18 protein-coding genes are annotated in these 18,235 nt (G+C 59.1%); 6 read left to right on the top strand and 12 right to left on the bottom strand.

Annotated elements, in window-relative coordinates:
- Positions 1-132 precede the first annotated feature (132 nt).
- The 3 genes from def to ACLD1Y_RS11285 form a co-directional block, all read right to left on the bottom strand.
- Complete coding sequence (gene def, locus ACLD1Y_RS11275) at positions 133-672, bottom strand: peptide deformylase (RefSeq protein WP_429478084.1); 540 nt, start codon at positions 670-672, stop codon at positions 133-135.
- A gap of 3 nt (positions 673-675) precedes the next feature.
- The gene (locus ACLD1Y_RS11280; RefSeq protein ID WP_429478085.1) at positions 676-1,626 is read right to left on the bottom strand and encodes a YihY/virulence factor BrkB family protein; all 951 of its coding nucleotides are present in this window, start codon (positions 1,624-1,626) and stop codon (positions 676-678) included.
- Between the two features lie 170 nt (positions 1,627-1,796).
- Positions 1,797-1,982 (bottom strand): CsbD family protein, encoded by a 186-nt coding sequence (locus ACLD1Y_RS11285; RefSeq protein ID WP_176994235.1) that lies wholly within the window; start codon positions 1,980-1,982, stop codon positions 1,797-1,799.
- A 199-nt stretch (positions 1,983-2,181) separates the two neighbouring features.
- Between ACLD1Y_RS11285 and ACLD1Y_RS11290 the strand changes: the two genes are divergently transcribed.
- Positions 2,182-2,559, top strand: a complete 378-nt coding sequence (locus ACLD1Y_RS11290; RefSeq protein WP_429478086.1) for a hypothetical protein — start codon at positions 2,182-2,184, stop codon at positions 2,557-2,559.
- Between the two features lie 127 nt (positions 2,560-2,686).
- On the opposite strand, the gene fadD1 is transcribed toward ACLD1Y_RS11290, so the two are convergent.
- Both fadD1 and fadD2 read right to left on the bottom strand, forming a co-directional pair.
- On the bottom strand, positions 2,687-4,378 hold the full coding sequence (gene fadD1 / locus ACLD1Y_RS11295) for a long-chain-fatty-acid--CoA ligase FadD1 (protein WP_429478087.1): 1,692 nt from the start codon (positions 4,376-4,378) through the stop codon (positions 2,687-2,689).
- Between the two features lie 386 nt (positions 4,379-4,764).
- Entirely contained in the window at positions 4,765-6,453 is a 1,689-nt protein-coding gene (fadD2, locus tag ACLD1Y_RS11300) for a long-chain-fatty-acid--CoA ligase FadD2 (RefSeq protein WP_429478088.1), read from the bottom strand.
- 199 nt (positions 6,454-6,652) lie between these two features.
- On the opposite strand from fadD2, the gene ACLD1Y_RS11305 reads away from it, so the two are divergent.
- Positions 6,653-7,597: a lysophospholipase gene (locus ACLD1Y_RS11305; protein ID WP_429478089.1), complete on the top strand. Its 945-nt coding sequence runs from the start codon at positions 6,653-6,655 to the stop codon at positions 7,595-7,597.
- 57 nt (positions 7,598-7,654) lie between these two features.
- Positions 7,655-8,125 (top strand): MaoC family dehydratase, encoded by a 471-nt coding sequence (locus ACLD1Y_RS11310; protein ID WP_105523957.1) that lies wholly within the window; start codon positions 7,655-7,657, stop codon positions 8,123-8,125.
- Positions 8,126-8,262: 137 nt separating this feature from the next.
- On the opposite strand, the gene ACLD1Y_RS11315 is transcribed toward ACLD1Y_RS11310, so the two are convergent.
- Positions 8,263-8,730, bottom strand: coding sequence for a ferritin-like domain-containing protein (locus ACLD1Y_RS11315; RefSeq protein ID WP_236528964.1), 468 nt, complete (start codon positions 8,728-8,730; stop codon positions 8,263-8,265).
- Between the two features lie 206 nt (positions 8,731-8,936).
- Between ACLD1Y_RS11315 and ACLD1Y_RS11320 the strand changes: the two genes are divergently transcribed.
- Both ACLD1Y_RS11320 and ACLD1Y_RS11325 read left to right on the top strand, forming a co-directional pair.
- Positions 8,937-9,173: a DUF3820 family protein gene (locus ACLD1Y_RS11320; RefSeq protein WP_017735664.1), complete on the top strand. Its 237-nt coding sequence runs from the start codon at positions 8,937-8,939 to the stop codon at positions 9,171-9,173.
- A gap of 10 nt (positions 9,174-9,183) precedes the next feature.
- Positions 9,184-10,359: an aminotransferase class V-fold PLP-dependent enzyme gene (locus ACLD1Y_RS11325; RefSeq protein WP_429478090.1), complete on the top strand. Its 1,176-nt coding sequence runs from the start codon at positions 9,184-9,186 to the stop codon at positions 10,357-10,359.
- 221 nt (positions 10,360-10,580) lie between these two features.
- Here the strand turns inward: ACLD1Y_RS11325 and ACLD1Y_RS11330 are convergent, their stop codons facing one another.
- From ACLD1Y_RS11330 to zwf, 3 genes are read right to left on the bottom strand one after another with little or no spacing between them, the layout of a single operon-like run.
- On the bottom strand, positions 10,581-11,246 hold the full coding sequence (locus tag ACLD1Y_RS11330) for a bifunctional 4-hydroxy-2-oxoglutarate aldolase/2-dehydro-3-deoxy-phosphogluconate aldolase (protein WP_429478091.1): 666 nt from the start codon (positions 11,244-11,246) through the stop codon (positions 10,581-10,583).
- A 17-nt stretch (positions 11,247-11,263) separates the two neighbouring features.
- Entirely contained in the window at positions 11,264-11,977 is a 714-nt protein-coding gene (pgl, locus tag ACLD1Y_RS11335; RefSeq protein WP_429478092.1) for a 6-phosphogluconolactonase, read from the bottom strand.
- Positions 11,964-13,430: a glucose-6-phosphate dehydrogenase gene (gene zwf / locus ACLD1Y_RS11340; RefSeq protein ID WP_429478093.1), complete on the bottom strand. Its 1,467-nt coding sequence runs from the start codon at positions 13,428-13,430 to the stop codon at positions 11,964-11,966. The genes pgl and zwf overlap by 14 nt, the downstream gene beginning before the upstream one ends.
- Positions 13,431-13,649: 219 nt before the next feature.
- Between zwf and ACLD1Y_RS11345 the strand changes: the two genes are divergently transcribed.
- On the top strand, positions 13,650-14,510 hold the full coding sequence (locus ACLD1Y_RS11345) for a MurR/RpiR family transcriptional regulator (protein WP_185708207.1): 861 nt from the start codon (positions 13,650-13,652) through the stop codon (positions 14,508-14,510).
- A 132-nt stretch (positions 14,511-14,642) separates the two neighbouring features.
- Here the strand turns inward: ACLD1Y_RS11345 and ACLD1Y_RS11350 are convergent, their stop codons facing one another.
- The 3 genes from ACLD1Y_RS11350 to ACLD1Y_RS11360 all read right to left on the bottom strand — a co-directional run bounded on the left by ACLD1Y_RS11350 (position 14,643) and on the right by ACLD1Y_RS11360 (position 18,234).
- Positions 14,643-15,488 carry a D-hexose-6-phosphate mutarotase gene (locus ACLD1Y_RS11350; protein ID WP_429478094.1) on the bottom strand — a complete coding sequence of 282 codons (846 nt, stop codon included), beginning with the start codon at positions 15,486-15,488 and terminating at the stop codon, positions 14,643-14,645.
- 102 nt (positions 15,489-15,590) lie between these two features.
- Positions 15,591-16,937 carry a carbohydrate porin gene (locus ACLD1Y_RS11355; RefSeq protein WP_429478095.1) on the bottom strand — a complete coding sequence of 449 codons (1,347 nt, stop codon included), beginning with the start codon at positions 16,935-16,937 and terminating at the stop codon, positions 15,591-15,593.
- Positions 16,938-17,070: 133 nt separating this feature from the next.
- A complete protein-coding gene (locus tag ACLD1Y_RS11360; protein WP_429478096.1) occupies positions 17,071-18,234 on the bottom strand; it encodes an ABC transporter ATP-binding protein in 1,164 nt (387 codons plus the stop codon).
- Between the last annotated feature and the right edge of the window lies 1 nt (position 18,235).

Below are 18,235 nucleotides of genomic sequence, written 5' to 3' on the forward strand. Positions count from 1 at the left end.
CGCTGGAATAGGACTTTCGCATCATCTGCACACCTCGGGTTTGGGCGCCATCATAGCGCCCTATTGATGTGTCCAAATTCATTAGGCCAGTTCAAGCCCGCTCCCACATTTGGATCTCTGTATTTCTGAGAATTACTCGTCGGCTGTGGGATCCATGTCGGGGAACATCACTTCGATAAACCCAAACTTGGTGAAATCCGTAATCCGCGACGGGTACAACCGGCCGATCAAGTGATCGCATTCATGCTGCACCACCCGCGCATGGAAACCCTCGGCAATCCGCACGATCGGCTCGCCCTTGGGATCAAATCCCTCATAGCGGATCTGCTGGTAACGCTCCACTGCACCGCGCAACCCCGGCACCGACAGGCAACCTTCGTAGCCTTCCTCCAGCACTGGGCTCAGCGGAGTAATCAGCGGGTTGATCAGGATGGTCTGCGGCACCGGCGGTGCATCCGGGTAGCGTTCGCTGGCCTCGAAACCAAAGATCACCAGTTGCAGGTCGACGCCGATCTGCGGTGCGGCCAGGCCCACGCCGCCCACGTGCTCCATGGTCTGGAACATGTCGTCGATCAACTGCCATAACTCGGGGCTGTCGAACATTTCCGGTGGCACCGGTGGCGCGATACGCAGCAGGCGCTCGTCGCCCATTTTCAGGATTTCACGGATCATCGATCAGACTTCATCAGGAGTGGGCTTGGAATGGTCTCGGCCGAGGCCTGAGACGTGCTGTTTTTCATCGGTGTGGCCGGGCTCATCGAACTCTTTTTCACCCGGGTCCTTGCCCTCGGCCGACATGTGTTCGATCACGGCATTCATTTCCGCGCCCAGCAACAGCACGGCGGCGGAAATGTAGAAGTACAGGAGCAGGACGATGATCGCCCCGATACTGCCATACATGGCGTTGTAGTCGGCGAAGGTTTTGACGTAGTAGCCAAACCCCAGGGAGGCGACGATCCACACCACCACCGCCAGCACGGAACCTGGGGTGATAAAGCGGAATTTCTGCTCGACGTCAGGCATCACGTAGTACATGAGGGCCACGGCGAACATCAGCAAAATCACGATCAAGGGCCAACGGACGATGGTCCACAGGGTGACCACGAATTCCTGCATGCCGATCTGCCCGGCCAGCCATTCCATCACTTGCGGGCCCAGCACCATCAGCGCGGCGGCGGCCAGCAGCATGCCGGCGATGCCGACGGTGTAGAAAATCGACAGTGGGAAGCGCTTCCAGATCGGCCGGCCTTCCACCACGTCGTAGGCGGCGTTCATTGCACTCATCATCAGGCGCACGCCGGCCGAAGCGGTCCACAGCGCGATCACGATACCCACCGAGAGCAAGCCGCCCTTGGACTGCTGCAACTGGTCGATCACCGGGTTGACCTGCTCCAGTGCCTGGGGCGGCAACACCAGCTCAGATTGCATGCGCAGCCAGGTGAAGAAGTCCGGCAGGTGCAGGAAACCGATCAGGGCAATCAGGAACAGCAGGAAGGGAAACAGGGAAAACAGCATCTGGTAGGCCAGTGCCGAGGCGTAGGTGGGCATCTCGTCATCAACGAATTCCTTGACGGTGCGCACCAACACTTTGTGAAGCTTGAGGCCATCGAGGACCGGAAAAATCATAGCGTCTCCTTTCGCCGCAAAAAGGTTTGGTTCATGGGCGACTCAGGGGCCGTTTTCTACATCAAGGTAGCCTATTTGGCGACCTTGAAACAATTTCGAAACTTTAACTGCGCCAGATGACACAAAAACGGCCATCCGTGGATGGCCGTTTGGGCTGTGTGAAAGCGAACTTATTTAGTGGCTTTCTTCACAGCGTCCTTGGTGTCGCCAATGGCTTTTTCAACCTGGCCTTTCTTTTCCTGCACCACACCTTCAGCGCGCAGTTTGTCGTTGCCGGTGACTTTGCCGACGCCTTGCTTGATGTTACCGACGGCTTCGTCTTTCAAACCTTTTGCCTTATCCGCTGTGCTGCCCATGGTATTTCTCCGATCGAACATTCAAGGGTTTTGGTCATTACCTAGAGATTGACCCGGCGCGGTTCGGCAGAGTTTCAATTATTTTCGAGGGGCATTTCATCGCCGGCCGCAGGTTTGGCTTTATGTTTTGCGGCCAACCCACGAGAATGCCCGGCACATTCAGGCTATAACGCTGAATAACAGATCCCGTAGGAAGGTTATGAAACTCAATAAAGCACAGGCCATCGCCCGCAGAAACACCGAACTGGGCGGTGCCGTACTCGGCGTCAACAACTGCCACTTCACCGACCTGGACCGCAAGCGCAACATCTGGTGGTTCGACCTGCCGGTGGGCCGCATTGCCGTGGGCCAATACGAGTGGATCCATCTGTTGATGCACAACGCCGAGACCGACCAGTTGCTGCACCTGAAGGTGCCAACGGCGTTCCTGCGTGAACACATCGAAGGGCTGGTGGTGCGCAACGCGAACAAGCGCAAGCCGGAGATCACGCTGGAGCTGAGTGCGGATAAGGATTCGTTCTTGAAAGATGTGCGCCCGACTGGCGCAGGCGTGGGCTTCGCGCACTTCGCTCTGTAAGAATGCGGTCAAAAAATGTGGGAGGGGGCTTGCTCCCGATAGCGGTTTATCAGTCACCAGATGCAGTGACTGACACTCAGCTATCGGGAGCAAGCCCCCTCCCACATTGGACTGTATTTCAAGCTAGTTACTTTTTCAGGCCCAGCTTCTTCAGTTCCTCATCGCGCAACTCCCGCCGCAGGATCTTGCCCACGTTGGTCGTCGGCAACGCATCGCGGAACTCAACGGCTTTGGGCACTTTGTACGCGGTGACGTTGGCGCGCATGTGCTCCATCACCTGGTCTTTGGTCAGGGTCGCACCCGGCTTGACCACGATAAACAGCTTGATGATCTCCCCGGACTTCTCGTCCGGCACGCCGATGGCTGCGCATTGCAGCACGCCCGGCAGGCCCGCCAGTACGTCTTCCAGCTCGTTGGGGTACACGTTGAAGCCCGAGACCAGGATCATGTCCTTCTTGCGGTCGACAATGCGCATGTAGCCATCCGGCTGGATGATCGCGATGTCGCCGGTCTTGAGCCAGCCTTCGCTGTCGAGCATCTCGTCGGTGGCGTCCTGGCGCTGCCAGTAGCCTTTCATCACCTGCGGGCCCTTGACGCACAGCTCACCGGTTTCACCCAGGGCCAGCTCGGTGCCGTCATCGGCAATCACCTTGCAGACCGTGGACGGTACCGGAATGCCGATGGTGCCGATTTGAATATGCTGGATCGGGTTAACCGTGGCCACCGGGCTGGTTTCGGTCATGCCGTAACCTTCGCAAATGCCACAGCCAGTCACGGCCTTCCAGCGCTCGGCGGCCGCCAGTTGCAGGGCCATGCCGCCCGACAGGGTGACTTTCAGCGCCGAGAAGTCCAGTTTGCGGAAGGCTTCGTTATTGCACAGCGCCACGAACAAGGTGTTCAGGCCGACAAAACCGCTGAACTTCCACTTCGACAGTTCCTTGACCATCGCCGGCAGGTCGCGCGGGTTGCTGATCAGGATGTTGTGGTTGCCGATCAGCATCATTGCCATGCAATGGAAGGTGAACGCATAGATGTGGTACAGCGGCAGCGGGGTGATGAGGATCTCGCAGCCTTCATTGAGGTTGGAGCCCATCAGCGCCTTGCATTGCAGCATGTTGGCGACCAGGTTGCGGTGGGTGAGCATCGCGCCCTTGGCCACGCCGGTGGTGCCGCCGGTGTATTGCAGCACCGCCACATCACTGCTGGCAGGGCTGGCATCGCTGACCGGTTGACCGTGCCCCTTGGCCAGCACGTCGTTGAACTTGATCGCGTTGGGCAGGTGATAGGCCGGGACCATTTTCTTCACGTACTTGATGACGCTGTTGATCAGCAGGCGCTTGAACGGCGACAGCAAGTCGGCGACTTCGGTGACGATCACGTGCTTGACGGCAGTCTTGGGGACGACCTTTTCCGCCAGGTGCGCCATGTTGGCCAGGCACACCAGGGCCTTGGCGCCGGAGTCGTTGAACTGGTGTTCCATTTCCCGCGCGGTGTACAGCGGGTTGGTATTGACCACGATCAGGCCGGCACGGATGGCACCGAACACGGCGACCGGGTATTGCAAAACGTTGGGCAGTTGCACGGCAATGCGATCGCCGGGCTTCAAGTCGGTGTGCTGTTGCAGGTAGGCGGCAAAGGCGCCGGACAATTCGTACAACTCACCGTAGGTGATTGTCTTGCCCAGGTTGCTGAAAGCCGGTTTGTTGGCGAAGCGCTGGCAGGACTGTTTCAGTACCGCCTGAATATTTGGATACTCGTCTGGATTGATCTCTGGAGCAATCCCGGCGGGGTACTTATCCTTCCAAAAGTCTTCGTTCATGGAAGCCCACTCCTCAGCGACACGAATTCAGCGACGCGAATTCATCATCGCATTTGATGCGATTATTATTGGTGTATGTTTTTTTAGGTGAGTCTGGCGCTTTCAAGCAGGCCGAGATGTCACAAAGCGCGCCGAGAGTAGCAGCTTTGCCAGGGGCCGACTAGAGCCAAAAGAGGGGTCCACAGTCATAAACACGACTGTAGGACAATATTTGGTCACAGTTTAAATCCTCCCGGAAAAGGCTCTGGAACAAGGCCTCCAAGGCAACACAAATCAAATGTGGGAGGGGGCTTGCCCCCGATTGCAGTGTGTCAGCCAAAAAATTTAGTGACTGACACACCGCAATCGGGGGCAAGCCCCCTCCCACATTTTGAGCCTATTTCAATTCAGGCGATGTCGCGCAACTCCCTGCGCAAAATCTTACCCACCGGCGTCATCGGCAACGACTCCCTCAACACAATATGCTTGGGCACCTTGTACCCCGTGAAGTTGGTCTTGCAGTAGGCCTTCAACTCCTCAAGGCTCACCCCTTCGGCACGCGCCACCACAAACAGCTTCACCGCTTCCCCCGTACGCTCGTCCGGCACGCCGATTACCGCGCAGTTGGCCACCGCCGGGTGCGCCATCACCACGTCTTCGATCTCGTTGGGGTACACGTTGAAGCCCGAGACGATGATCAGGTCTTTCTTACGGTCGACGATGCGGATAAACCCGTCCTCGTCGATCACCGCAATATCACCGGTCTTGAGCCAGCCTTCGGCGTCCAGGGTGTCAGCCGTCGCAGCCGGTTGCTGCCAGTAGCCCTTCATCACCTGCGGGCCCTTGATGCACAACTCGCCGCGCTCACCCAGAGGCAGCTCGACGCCTTGATCATCGATCACCTTCATCGCCGTACCCGGCACCGGAATGCCCACGGTGCCCAGGCGCGATTTATTGCCGTAGGGGTTGGTGCTCGCCACCGGCGAGGTTTCCGTCAGGCCGTAGCCTTCACCAATGGCGCAGCCGGTGATTTGCTCCCAGCGCTCGGCGGTGGCCTTGATCAACGCGGTGCCGCCGGAGTTGGTGAGATTGAGGTGGGAGAAATCCAGGCTCTTGAACTCGGGATGGTCCATCAATGCCACAAACAGCGTGTTAAGCCCCAGCAGCCCGGTAAACCGCCACTTTTTCAGTTCTTTGATAAAGCCGCCGATGTCCCGCGGGTTGGTGATCAGTACGTTGTGGTTACCGGACACCATCATGCACATGCAGTTCGCAGTGAAGGCATAGATGTGATACAGCGGCAACGGCGCCACCATCACCTCCTGGCCTTCCTTGATCAGCGGGTGGCCATCCTCGCCGGTCTGGGACATGCAGGCGCGCACCTGTTGCATGTTCGCCACCAGATTGCCGTGGGTGAGCATCGCGCCCTTGGCCAGGCCGGTGGTGCCACCGGTGTATTGCAGCACGGCGATGTCGTCCAGGCTCACCGGATGGCGCGTCACACCCAGGCCTGCGCCCATGCGCAGCGCGCGCTTGAACGAGACAGCCCGTGGCAGGCTGTAGGCCGGGACCATCTTTTTGACCTTATCGACCAAGGTGTTGACCAGCCAGCCCTTGGCGGCGGGCATGAAGTCGCCCATCTTGGCTTCGATCAGGTAGTCGATCTCGGTGTCGCTGCACACCTCCTGCACCCGTGAGCCGAACAAGTTCAGGTAGACCAGCGCACGCACGCCGGCGTCCTTGAACTGGTGGCGCATCTCGCGTGGGGTGTACAGCGGGTTGGTATTGACCACGATCAGCCCGGCACGCAAGGCGCCAAACACAGCAATCGGGTAATGCAGGACATTGGGCATCTGCACCGCGATGCGCTCGCCCGGCTTGAGGTCAGTGTGTTGCTGCAGGTAGCCGGCGAACGCTGCACTTTGGCGCTCAAGCTCGGCGTAGGTCAGGGTGATACCCATGTTGCTGAATGCCGGACGGTCGGCAAAGGCCTTGCAGGAACGCTCGAAGACTTCGATCACTGACTTGTAGGCCGTAAGGTCGATCTCGTTGGGAACGCCCGCCGCGCGTTTGTCATTCCAGAAATCAGGTTGCATTATTCTTGTCCTCTTACCTGAGTGTGTCCGGCCGCATAGAAAGCGGAGCTTTGGGGACGTTAGCAGCTATGGCTAAACAGGCAAATACTGGAAAGTGCGTCATTGATTGCGTGAATCTTCCTACAAGGCCCTGGGCTGATCAGGCGTTTTGCTGGGGATGCGCTATACACTGCAACGACCCCGAGCAAAGGAAAGCGTCATGAACCACAGCACCTTCTGGCTGACCGCGAATGACCGCAGCCGCCTGTACGTCAATCAATGGATGCCTGAGGGCCAGGCCAAGGCACTGGTGATGCTGTCCCACGGCATGGCCGAGCACAGCGGGCGCTATGCGCGCCTGGCCGACGCCTTGTGCGGGGCCGGTTACGGCCTGTATGCGCTGGACCAGCGTGGGCACGGGCGCACCGCCGACGAAGGCACCTTGGGCCTGTATGCCGAGCACGATGGCTGGAACAAGGTGGTGGGCGATCTCGCCAGCCTCAACCAGCATATCGGCCAGCAACAGCCGGGCGTGCCGATCATTTTGCTCGGCCATAGCATGGGCAGTTATATCGCCCAGGCATACTTGATCCACCACAGCGCCAGCCTGGATGGTGCGATTCTCAGCGGTTCGAATTTCCAGCCGGTGGCGCTGTACCGTGCAGCGCGGGTGATCGCGCGTATCGAGCGGGCGCGCCAGGGGTTGCGCGGACGCAGTGCGTTGATCGACTTCCTGTCGTTCGGCTCATTCAACAAAGCGTTCAAGCCCAACCGCACCGCGTTTGACTGGCTCAGCCGCGACCCGGTTGAAGTAGACAAGTACATCAACGACCCGCTATGCGGCTTCCGTTGCACCAACCAGCTGTGGATCGACCTGCTGGGCGGCTTGCAGCAAATCAGCAAAGCGTCCAATCTCGCGCAAATCGATCCGGGGCTGCCGATCCTGGTGATCGGCGGCGAATGTGATCCGGTGAGCGAGGGCAAGCGTCTCACCCTCCTGGCCAACGCCCTGCGCGAGGCCGGCGGCCAGCACGTACACCTGACGATCTACCCGCAGGCGCGTCATGAGGTGTTCAACGAAACCAACCGTGATCAAGTGACCGGCGATGTACTGGCGTGGCTCGACCAGGCCCTGGCGTTGCGCCGGCCGGCCCGCTGCGAATAGTTTTTGCTTTAAAATCAGCCGATTAAATTACCGATTAGCCACAGGATGCACCTTTAGATGACCCAGGTAACCAACACCCCGTACGAAGCCCTCGAAGTCGGCCAGACCGCCAGCTACAGCAAGTTGGTGGAAGAGCGCGATATCCAGCTGTTCGCCGCGATGTCCGGTGACCACAACCCGGTGCACCTGGACGCCGAATACGCCAAGGCCACCATGTTCAAGGAGCGTATCGCCCACGGCATGTTCAGCGGCGCCCTGATCAGCGCGGCCGTCGCCTGCGAGCTGCCTGGGCCGGGGACTATCTATATTGGCCAGCAGATGAGCTTTCAGAAGCCGGTGAAGATCGGCGACACCCTGACCGTACGCTTGGAAATCCTCGAAAAACTGCCGAAGTTTCGCGTACGCATTGCCACTCGCGTGTTTAACCAGCGTGATGAGTTGGTGGTGGATGGTGAAGCGGAGATTTTGGCGCCGCGTAAGCAGCAAGAAGTGACGTTGACCGAACTGCCGCCGATTACCATCGGCTGATCTGGATCTATAGCCATACGCAAAAACAAATGTGGGAGCGGGCTTGCTCGCGAATACGGTCTTTCAGTCACAGCTTTATTGACTGATCTACCGCTTTCGCGAGCAAGCCCGCTCCCACATTGGGTCCAGCGTACGGCTTACGACTGAGCGCGAGCCTGGTTACGCAGCGCCTTCACTTGATCGTGATTGCGTTGTGCACCGTGGAACTGACGCTCCACCAGATCACGAATCCCCAGCAGGTTATGCTTGTTGATCTTCTCGATCGCTTCCTTGTAAGCCTTCAACGCGTGGTCTTCACCGCGCTCGGCTTCGTTCAGAACAGCTTCTTCATCTTTACCGGTCACCAGCGACTTCACGTCGACCCAGCCGCGGTGCAAGGCACCGGCCACGCTGCCCGACTCTTCCGGATCGCCACCCAACGCACGCACTGCGGTTTGCAGCTCGGCAGCGGCACTGGCGCAATCAGCTGAACGCTTGACGAACAGCGCCTTGAGTTCTGGGTGCTTGATGTCTTCGGCGCAGGTGGCGAAACCTTTCTGGCCGTCTTTGCTGGTCTCGATCAGGTCATTGAGTACGGAGATCGATTCTTTATTGATGTCAGTCATTTTCTAATTCCTTGTGCGGGTTAAGAAGGTTGTCTTAATGATTGCAGCGCCCGTGCCAGGTTTTTGAAAACAATATTTTTCTTGTTTTTCAATAGCTTGAGAATTATTGAACCATCTGTATGTACGTTATTTGCATGATCTGTCAATTGGCCTTCATGCAGAATGCCTGTATTTTCCAGAGCCTCGACTCACAGCATTGAAACCCCATGAACCCCGAAAAACTTGAACTGCTGATCACCCGCCAAATGCCTTTCGGCAAGTATAAGGGCCGGATCATCGCTGACCTGCCAGGCCCCTACCTGAACTGGTTTGCCCGTGAAGGTTTCCCCCACGGCGAGTTGGGTGGCTTGTTGGCGTTGATGCAGGAAATCGACAGCAACGGTCTGGCCGAACTGCTTGAACCGTTGCGTGCAAAACACGGCAAACCTGCCCCTCGCCATTAAGAGCCCTGCCATGCCAAGGAATGCCGAAAACAAACACCACTGGCTTACCATCGCCCAGCGCTATGAGCTGGAGCCCGGGCCGATCAACCTGGAAAACGGCTACTTCGGGCGCATGAGCCGCGCAGTGCAGGCGCAATACCTGGAGCACGTTGCGTTTATCAACCGCAGCAACTCGGTGTATGTGCGCCAGCGTTTCGAGCAGGGAGAAAACGTCGAGATTCGTCGCCAGTTGGCCGAGCTGATCAGCGTCGATCCGGCGTCGGTGGCCTTCACGCGCAACGCAACCGAAGCCTTGCAGTCGCTGATCCGCAACTACAACCGCTTGCAACCGGGCGATCAAGTGTTGATCAGTGACCTGGAGTACGACACGGTCAAAGGCGCCATGCGCTGGTTGGCAAGCGTTCGCGGCGTTGAGGTGATCGAACTGTCCCACGCGCATCCGGCCAGTTTCGACAGCCTGGTGCAGACTTATCGCGATGCCTTCGCGCAGCACCCACGTTTAAAGCTGATGGCCCTGACCCACGTCACTCATCGCACCGGGCTGGTGATGCCAGTCGAGGCGATTGCCAAGGCGGCGCGTGAGCATGATGTGGACGTAATCCTCGACGGCGCTCATGCCCTAGGCCAGATCGATTTCAACCTTGCCGAGCTGGGCATTCAGTTCGCCGGTTTCAACCTGCATAAATGGGTCGGTGCACCGCTGACCCTGGGTTTTTTGTACATCGCGCCCGAGCGCCTGGCCGACATCGACCCGGACATGGGCGAGTTTCACTACCCCACCACCGATGTACGCGCACGCACGTCCTACAGCACGCCGAACTTTCCCGCGCTGATGACCTTGCCGCTGGTGTTTGAAGAGCATCGTGCTTTGGGAGGCTCGGCGGCCAAAGGTGCGCGGGTCAATTACCTGCGCGACCTGTGGGTGAGCCAGGTACGGCCGTTGGCGGGGATTGAGGTGCTGACGTCGGATGATCCGCGGCTTTATTGTGGGATAACGGCGTTCAAGTTTGTGGGGCGGGATCAGCAGGCGATGGCGGATCAAATGCTCAAGGACTACAACCTGTTTACCACCACCCGAGTGGGCGCGGCATTTGGCACCTGTATTCGGGTGACCCCGGGGTTGGTGACGTCTGCGGGGGATATCAATGTACTGGTCCACGCCATTACCGAACTGAACACCGATTAAAACTGTGGGAGCGGGCTTGCTCGCGAAAGCGGTGGATCAGTCAATAATACTGTGACTGAAAGACCGCATTCGCGAGCAAGCCCGCTCCCACATAAACTCATTCCAACCTATGGATTTATGCTGGCCCGAAAGCTTTTCTACAGGCAAAAAAAAGCGGCACACCGACCAAGTGCGCCGCAAAAATGCCGTTAAGCACAGCAACAACGATTCGTTAAATCAGATCAGTCCAGCAGCGCCAGCGCCTCGGCGGTGACTTCCTGGATACGGCCCCAATCGCCGTTCTTGATCCACTCTGGGTCCAGCATCCAGCTGCCGCCCACGCACATCACGTTTTTCAACGCCATGTAGCTCTTGATGTTGGCCGGGCCGACGCCGCCGGTTGGGCAAAACTTCACTTCGCCAAACGGACCGCCCAGGGCTTTGATCGCCGCCACGCCGCCACTGACTTCAGCCGGGAACAGCTTGAAGCGGCGGTAGCCCAGACCGTAGCCTTCCATGATGCCCGAGGCATTGCTGATGCCCGGCAGCAGCGGGATTGGGCTGTGCACCGAGGCTTCCAGCAGGTCGCGAGTGATGCCGGGGGTGACGATAAATTGCGAGCCAGCCACTTCGGCCGCTTCGAGCATATGGCGGTCCAGCACGGTGCCCGCACCGGTGCACAGTTCAGGGCGTTGCTCGCGCAATACCTGAATGGCCTTGAGGCCGAACTGCGAGCGCAGTGTCACTTCCAATGCCGTCAGGCCACCGGCGGCCAGGGCATCGGCCAGCGGCAGGATGTCCTGTTCGCGGGCGATGGTGATCACCGGCAGGATCCGCGCCTTGGCGCAGAGGCTGTCGATCAGGGCAACTTTGTCCGCCATGGACACGGTCGGTTGAGGGCTGTTCATAGCGGCTGATCCTTGGTTCATGGGCACCAGTAAATCTCTAATGTAGGTTGCAAAAACGCGCGAATCGGCATGGCAGCAACGTCGTCACTGGCCAGCGCGGCGCTTAAGGTGGTCAATTTCGAGCTGCCGGAAATCGACAGCACGGTGTAGGTCGCCGTGGCCAGCAGCGCACGACTCATGGTCAGGCGCTGGTGCGGCACGGTCGGTGCCAGCATCGGCCAGCAACGGCGGGTACCGTCGGGCTGCAGGGCTTCGTTCAGGTTCGGGCTGTTGGGGAACAGCGACGCGGTGTGGCCGTCATCGCCCATGCCCAGCACCAGCACATCAATGGCTGGCAATTCGGCCAGCAGGCGATCGGCCTGCTCGGCTGCGTCTTCAAGATTGGCTGCGGCGCTATAGAGGCTGAGGAACTTGGCCTTGGCCGCCGGGCCTTGCAGCAAGTGCTGCTTCAACAGGCCCGCATTGCTGTCGGCATGCTCCACCGGCACCCAGCGCTCGTCGGCCAGAGTGATGGTGACCTTGGACCAGTCCAGGCCTTGCTTGGCCAGGTGCTGAAAAAAGGCGACAGGGCTTCGGCCACCGGACACCACCAACGTCGCTTCGCCACGGGCACTGATGGCCGCGCGCAATTGCTCGGCCACATCATTGGCCAAGCCTTCGGCCAGCAGCACCGGCGTGCGGTACTCATGGGGTGTTACGCCCTGAGGCAGTTTCAAATCAGATATCGCCATACCACGACCTCCCATCCCGCGTGATCAGTGCAATGGAGCTCATCGGCCCCCAGGAACCCGCCGCATACGGCTTGGGTGCATCACCGGATTTTTTCCACCCGGCGATCAACTGGTCACACCACTTCCACGCGGCTTCGATTTCATCTTTGCGCACAAACAGGTTCTGATTGCCGCGCATCACTTCCAGCAACAACCGCTCGTAGGCATCGGGAATCCGTGCGCTGCGATAGGTGTCGGAAAAATTCAGTTGCAGCGGGCCGCTGCGCAGTTGCATGCCCTTGTCCAGGCCTTGCTCCTTGGTCATCACTCGCAGGGAAATCCCTTCGTCCGGTTGCAGGCGGATGATCAGTTTGTTGCTGATCTGCAGGCGCTGCTCGGGGGCGAAGATGTAGTGGGACGGTTCCTTGAAGTGGATGACGATCTGCGACAGCTTTTGCGGCATGCGCTTGCCGGTACGCAGGTAGAACGGCACCCCGGCCCAACGCCAGTTGCGGATATCGGCACGCAGGGCGACGAAGGTTTCGGTGTCGCTCTGGGTGTTGGAGTTCTCTTCTTCCAGGTAACCCGGCACCGGCTTGCCCGCGCTGTAGCCGGCGATGTACTGGCCGCGCACTACCTGGGTGGTCAGGCCTTCCGGGCTGATGGGCGCCAGGGCCTTGAGCACCTTGACCTTCTCGTCGCGGATGCTGTCGGCAGAGAGGTCCGCCGGCGGGTCCATGGCGATCAGGCAAAGCAGTTGCAGCAGGTGGTTCTGGATCATGTCCCGCAGCTGGCCGGCCTTGTCGAAGTAGCCCCAACGGCCTTCGATGCCAACCTGCTCGGCCACGGTGATTTCCACGTGGGAGATGTAGTTCTGGTTCCACTGGGTTTCGAACAGGCTGTTGGCGAACCGCAGGGCGATCAGGTTCTGGACGGTCTCTTTGCCCAGGTAGTGGTCGATGCGGTAGGTGCGGTTCTCCGGGAAGAACTGCGCCACGGCGTCGTTGACCTTGCGCGAGGACTCCAGGTCCGAGCCGATGGGTTTTTCCAGCACGACGCGGGTGTTTTCCGCCAGGCCGACCTTGGACAGGTTCTCGCAGATGGCGCCATACACGGCAGCCGGTGTGGCGAAGTAGGCAATCAGGGTTTGCGCAGTACCGGCAATTTCCGCCAGGGCAACATAGTCGCCGGCATTCTTGAAGTCGACGTGTACGTAGGTCAGGCGGGCCAGGAAACGCTGGGCGATCGCTTCGTCCAGTTCCTTGCCGACGTAGTTGCGCAATTCTTTTTCGATATGGGCCACGTGGTCCTGCGCAGAACCGGCCTCACGGGCCAGGGCCAGGATGCGCGTGTCGTCGTGCAGCAGGCCCGCGCCATCGAGTTGATAGAGGGCAGGAAATAACTTGCGCAGCGCCAGATCACCCAAGGCGCCAAACAGGGCAAAGGTGCAGGGTTCTACGGTTATCGAAGGCATGATGTTTGTTCTTTTATCAAGTTAAGCTACAAATACCTTTTTTCAAGGCATCACTCAAGGAAAAATGTAGTAATAACCACAACATTTTCCCGAAATACGCATTCCGAGTGGTGGTGTTCAGCTACCCTCAGTAGGATAGGCCACCGCAAAAGACCACTGGTCGATTGGTTGCCACCTTTTATTTGCATCGTCGCCCGAAGGAAAGACTGAATGGACCGCGTGCGAAATCTTCTGGAACAGATCCAGAACCGCCTCGAAGAATTGAACAAGGCTGAGAAAAAAGTCGCCGAGGTCATCCTGCTCAACCCACAGCAGGCGACCCGCTTCTCTATCGCCGCCCTCGCCCAGGCCGCTTCGGTCAGTGAACCGACGGTCAACCGTTTCTGCCGTTCGTTCGGCGTGAGCGGTTACCCTGAACTGAAATTGCAGCTCGCGCAAAGCCTGGCCAGTGGCGCAGCGTACGTCAGCCGCGCCGTGGAAGCCGATGATAACCCCGAGGCCTACACCCAGAAGATCTTTGGCAGTGCCATCGCGTCCCTGGACAGCGCCTGCCAGGCCCTGGACCCGGCCCTGATCAGCAAGGCCGTGGACTTGTTGATCCAGGCGCGGCAGATCCACTTCTTCGGCCTGGGTGCTTCGGCCCCGGTAGCCATGGATGCGCTGCACAAGTTCTTCCGCTTCAACCTGGCGGTGACCGCTCACGCCGACGTGCTGATGCAACGCATGATCGCCTCGGTGGCCCACACCGGTGAGTTGTTCGTGATCATTTCCTACACCGGGCGTACCCGTGAACTGGTGGAAGTGGCGCGTATTGCCCGCAGCAACGGCGCCTCAGTACTGGGCGTGACTGCCGAGAACTCGCCGTTGGCCAAGGCCAGTACCGTGAGCTTGAACATTCCATTGCCGGAAGACACCGACATCTACATGCCGATGACCTCGCGGATCATTCAGTTGACAGTGCTGGACGTGCTGGCGACCGGGATGACGTTGCGCCGTGGGGTGGATTTCCAGCCGCATTTGCGCAAGATCAAAGAGAGCTTGAATGACAGCCGGTATCCGGTGGGGGATGAGTTCAACTAAGCCTGGCATCTCGACCAGCATTACCGGCCCTTTCGCGAGCAAGCCCGCTCCCACATTCGACCGCATTCTCATGTGGGAACTTGGTCAAATGTGGGAGCGGGCTTGCTCGCGAAGAGGCCATTAGCAACACCGCTAAACCCCAGCCCGAGCCTGCAAACTAAGGTGCGCCCTCTCCCCCGGCGCCAAACTCGCCCCGGCCATCGCCGACTCCACGCACACAAACCCCGACGCCTCGTTGAAGCTCACCCCCAATAGAGGCCGGCTGCCCGGGTGCCACACCACGGTGTCCGCGCTGTCGCCGGTGTCGATGCACAGTTCGCGCTGCCAGGCGTGGTCCTTGAGCTGCAATTCGCCGTCATGCTGGAACACCCGCTGACAGCCACCGTCCACCCGCAATTCGCCTTCCTGCTGGCAGGCCTGGCGGCTGAGTTGGTCGTAACCCTGCGCTCCGTCGAGCCCAGACAGCGCTATCTCATCAACGTGACCAATACGCCAGTAAGCGTGCAAAGCATGGCTCAATTGGCAAGGCAGTTCGTCTTGATGCTCGGTGCTCAAGCGCAACTCCAGGGTTTCGCCCAAATGCGCGTGCAGGTCCACCTGCCAGTCGCACAGTTGTAATTGCCAGTGCAGGCGCACGCCGTCGTCGTCGGTGCTGCTGTCCAGCAGTTTCCAGTCGATCAAGCGCGCCCAACCATGGGACGGCCAGGCGTTTTCGCTGGGGTGACGGCCATACCACGGCCAGCACACCGGAATACCACCGCGGATGGCCCCCACCTGCGGCCACTTGGCCGCGCACCACAGCCAGGGTTTTTGCCCCTTGGGCTGAAAATGCAGCAGTTGCGCGCCCTGGCGGCTGAACACCGCCTGGCACAGCGGATGGTCGATCACCAACACATCGCGCATCTGAAAGCGTTCCCAGGCAAACACCGGGCGTTCGCGCAGGGATTTGAAAAAGCGTTGCAGCGGTTGCTCATGCATGTGCCACTGTCCTGAATGTCTTCACGGTGCTGCCCAAAAAAAGCGGGTAGCCATGGCTACCCGCAAAATGCGCACAGAGAGAAGGAGCTTATCGCAACAGCGTTAGAACGTAGACTGAATTTTCAGGCCCGCTACCAGCGCGTTGTCGACTTTATCTACGCCGCCCGGTTGCACGACGTATTGCAGGTTGGGACGCACGGTCAGCCAGTTGGTGACGTGGAAGCCGTAGTTGATTTCAAAGTTGTACTCGGTTTCGCGGATCGGCCGGTACAGCGGGTTGTCGTAGTCGTCCACACCATTGGCGGCGTTGAGCAACTCAGCGTCTTTCTTCACGTCTTTGTTGACGTGCAGACGCGCCGCGCCAATGCCGACGTCGTCTTTTGGACGCGCATCGAATGGGCCTTTGTACACCAGCATCAACGACTGGTAGTTGTCGACGGTGTTGGTTTCTTTGTCGTGGAACGTGGCGTTGGCCGCAATGTTCAGGCCACGGGAAGCATCACCGTTGTGGCTGGTGAGTTGCTGCTGGGCAACGAACCAGTAGCCTTTTTTGCTGCTGTGGGTGCGGTAGGCTGCGCCTGTGGTGGCAGCATCGTTGCCATTGACGTCTTCACGTACGTCGGCAGCATCGGCGGCGCTCTTGTAGTAGCCGACACGGTATTCGCCCGGCAGGCTGTTAACCTTCGGCGACCAGACCAACTCCACCGGAATCACGGTGCCCTTGGTGCCACTGCCGCTGAGCTTGAAGCCGTTGCCGTGCTCCAGCTGCGATGGGTTCTGGTTGTACGCACCAATTTGCGCATACAGCTCTGGGGTGATGTGGTACTTCACGCGGATAGCCGCTTGGCTGACTGGCCAGTTGTACCACGTGCCCACATAGTTACCGACCTGGGAGCCGCAGAACGACAGGTTCTGGAAGTCGCACGGGAAGGTGTTGAAGTCTTCGCCTTCACCGAAATAACCGAGTTTCACGTCGAGCTTGTTGTCGAACATCTGGTGCTGGATCCAGAACTGGGTCAGACGCACCATGTGGCCACGACCGTACACTTCCATCGACGAGCTCAGCGTGCCGGCACGCGGGTCACCAATGCGGTCGTTGGAGATGTTTTGGCCATTACGGTTGGTCAACTGGATCTTGGCCTGGGTGTTGTCCCAGCCCCACAGCTTTTGCAGGTCCAGGGCTACACCCAGACCGAACTGGTCGGCGTAGCGACCGGTCTTGTCGTTGTTGTAGCCGCCGTGGGCGTTGTAGCCCATTTCCCCGACGTAATCAGCCTTGATGTCGATACCTTGCTCGATCAGCTTGGTACGCTCACCGCCCCAATCGCCGGTCATCCACTTGGAATCGGCGCTGAACGCTTCGTCCGCCATCGCATTGGCGGACAAAACCAGGGCTGCTGCTGCTGACAGTTGGCAGATCAGCCGAGCATTGTTGTGTTGCTTTTTCATCCCTACATCCTCGTCTTTATTGTTATTAAACTGTTTTTATCTAACGCGGTTTACTTTTTTTATCTAAAACAACAACTTATCTTCTTTTGTGGGAGCCGGGCTTGCCCGCGATGCAGGCAACTCGGTCCTTCAGTTACAACGCGGTGATGCCATCGCGGGCAAGCCCGGCTCCCACAGGGACAGGCTGTGACTGCACAGTGCCCAGACGCTCGCCGGTATTGGCGTCGAACAACAAAACCTTGGCTGGATCAAATTGCAGGGTCAGGGTCTCACCCACCTGCGGCGCCACGTCGGGTGCCAGGCGGCAGCAGACCTTGGTGTCGTTGAGTTGCACGAACACCAGGGTGTCCGGGCCGGTCGGCTCGGTAACCTGCACCTCAGCGCGAATGCTCGATGCACTGTCGCCTTCGCCTGTCGCCAGCATGATCTGCTCCGGGCGCAGGCCCAGGATCACATCGCGGTCTTCAAGGCCGGCATCCGTCACGTTCAGCGCCAGCTCGCAACGGGCCTGGCCGCTGTCGAGCAGGGCCACCAGGCGACCGTCCTTGCGTTGCAGGCGCAGGGGCACAAAGTTCATCGGCGGCGAACCAATAAAGCTTGCCACGAACTGGTTGGCCGGGTTGTTGTAGATGTCTTTGGGCGTGCCGAACTGCTGGATGATGCCATCCTTCATCACCGCCACTTTGTCGCCCAGGGTCATCGCTTCGATCTGGTCGTGGGTCACGTAGACGGTGGTGGTCTTGAGACGCTGATGCATCAGTTTCATTTCGGTACGCATCTCGACGCGCAGCTTGGCGTCGAGGTTGGACAGCGGTTCGTCGAACAGGTAGATCTTCGGCCGACGCGCCAGGGCTCGGCCCATGGCCACGCGCTGTTGCTGGCCACCGGAAAGCTGGCCCGGCTTGCGGTTGAGCAGGTGTTCGATCTGCAACAGCTTGGCCACGCGCGCCACTTCGGCGTCGATGTCAGCCTGGGGCATCTTGCGGATCTTGAGGCCGAACTCGATGTTCTCGCGCACGCTCATGGTCGGGTACAGCGCGTAGGACTGGAACACCATGGCGATGTCGCGATCCTTGGGGCTCATGCCGCTCACGTCTTGGTCGCCGATCATGATCGCGCCGCCGGTGATGGTCTCAAGGCCCGCGATGCAGTTCATCAGCGTGGATTTACCGCAGCCCGAAGGGCCGACCAGGATCAGGAATTCGCCTTCCTTGATCGACAGTTCGATGTTCTTCAAGGTGTCGGGCAGGCCGGCGCCATAGGTCTTGTTTACATTGCGAAGTTCAAGCGTAGCCATG

The sequence above is a fragment of the Pseudomonas sp. 18175 genome, assembly GCF_050432925.1.
Taxonomy (GTDB): Bacteria; Pseudomonadota; Gammaproteobacteria; order Pseudomonadales; family Pseudomonadaceae; genus Aquipseudomonas.

Bases quoted from the DNA above. Each gene is read 5' to 3' on its own strand.
- fadD2 (WP_429478088.1), bottom strand. From the start codon at position 6,453: ATGCAACCTGATTTCTGGAATGACAAACGCGCGGCGGGCGTTCCCAAC.
- zwf (WP_429478093.1), bottom strand. From the start codon at position 13,430: ATGCCTTCGATAACCGTAGAACCCTGCACCTTTGCCCTGTTTGGCGCC.
- ACLD1Y_RS11355 (WP_429478095.1), bottom strand. From the start codon at position 16,937: ATGAAAAAGCAACACAACAATGCTCGGCTGATCTGCCAACTGTCAGCA.
- ACLD1Y_RS11290 (WP_429478086.1), top strand. From the start codon at position 2,182: ATGAAACTCAATAAAGCACAGGCCATCGCCCGCAGAAACACCGAACTG.
- ACLD1Y_RS11305 (WP_429478089.1), top strand. From the start codon at position 6,653: ATGAACCACAGCACCTTCTGGCTGACCGCGAATGACCGCAGCCGCCTG.
- ACLD1Y_RS11310 (WP_105523957.1), top strand. From the start codon at position 7,655: ATGACCCAGGTAACCAACACCCCGTACGAAGCCCTCGAAGTCGGCCAG.
- fadD1 (WP_429478087.1), bottom strand. From the start codon at position 4,378: ATGAACGAAGACTTTTGGAAGGATAAGTACCCCGCCGGGATTGCTCCA.
- ACLD1Y_RS11280 (WP_429478085.1), bottom strand. From the start codon at position 1,626: ATGATTTTTCCGGTCCTCGATGGCCTCAAGCTTCACAAAGTGTTGGTG.
- ACLD1Y_RS11315 (WP_236528964.1), bottom strand. From the start codon at position 8,730: ATGACTGACATCAATAAAGAATCGATCTCCGTACTCAATGACCTGATC.
- ACLD1Y_RS11320 (WP_017735664.1), top strand. From the start codon at position 8,937: ATGAACCCCGAAAAACTTGAACTGCTGATCACCCGCCAAATGCCTTTC.
- ACLD1Y_RS11360 (WP_429478096.1), bottom strand. From the start codon at position 18,234: ATGGCTACGCTTGAACTTCGCAATGTAAACAAGACCTATGGCGCCGGC.
- ACLD1Y_RS11330 (WP_429478091.1), bottom strand. From the start codon at position 11,246: ATGAACAGCCCTCAACCGACCGTGTCCATGGCGGACAAAGTTGCCCTG.
- ACLD1Y_RS11350 (WP_429478094.1), bottom strand. From the start codon at position 15,488: ATGCATGAGCAACCGCTGCAACGCTTTTTCAAATCCCTGCGCGAACGC.
- pgl (WP_429478092.1), bottom strand. From the start codon at position 11,977: ATGGCGATATCTGATTTGAAACTGCCTCAGGGCGTAACACCCCATGAG.
- ACLD1Y_RS11325 (WP_429478090.1), top strand. From the start codon at position 9,184: ATGCCAAGGAATGCCGAAAACAAACACCACTGGCTTACCATCGCCCAG.
- ACLD1Y_RS11285 (WP_176994235.1), bottom strand. From the start codon at position 1,982: ATGGGCAGCACAGCGGATAAGGCAAAAGGTTTGAAAGACGAAGCCGTC.
- def (WP_429478084.1), bottom strand. From the start codon at position 672: ATGATCCGTGAAATCCTGAAAATGGGCGACGAGCGCCTGCTGCGTATC.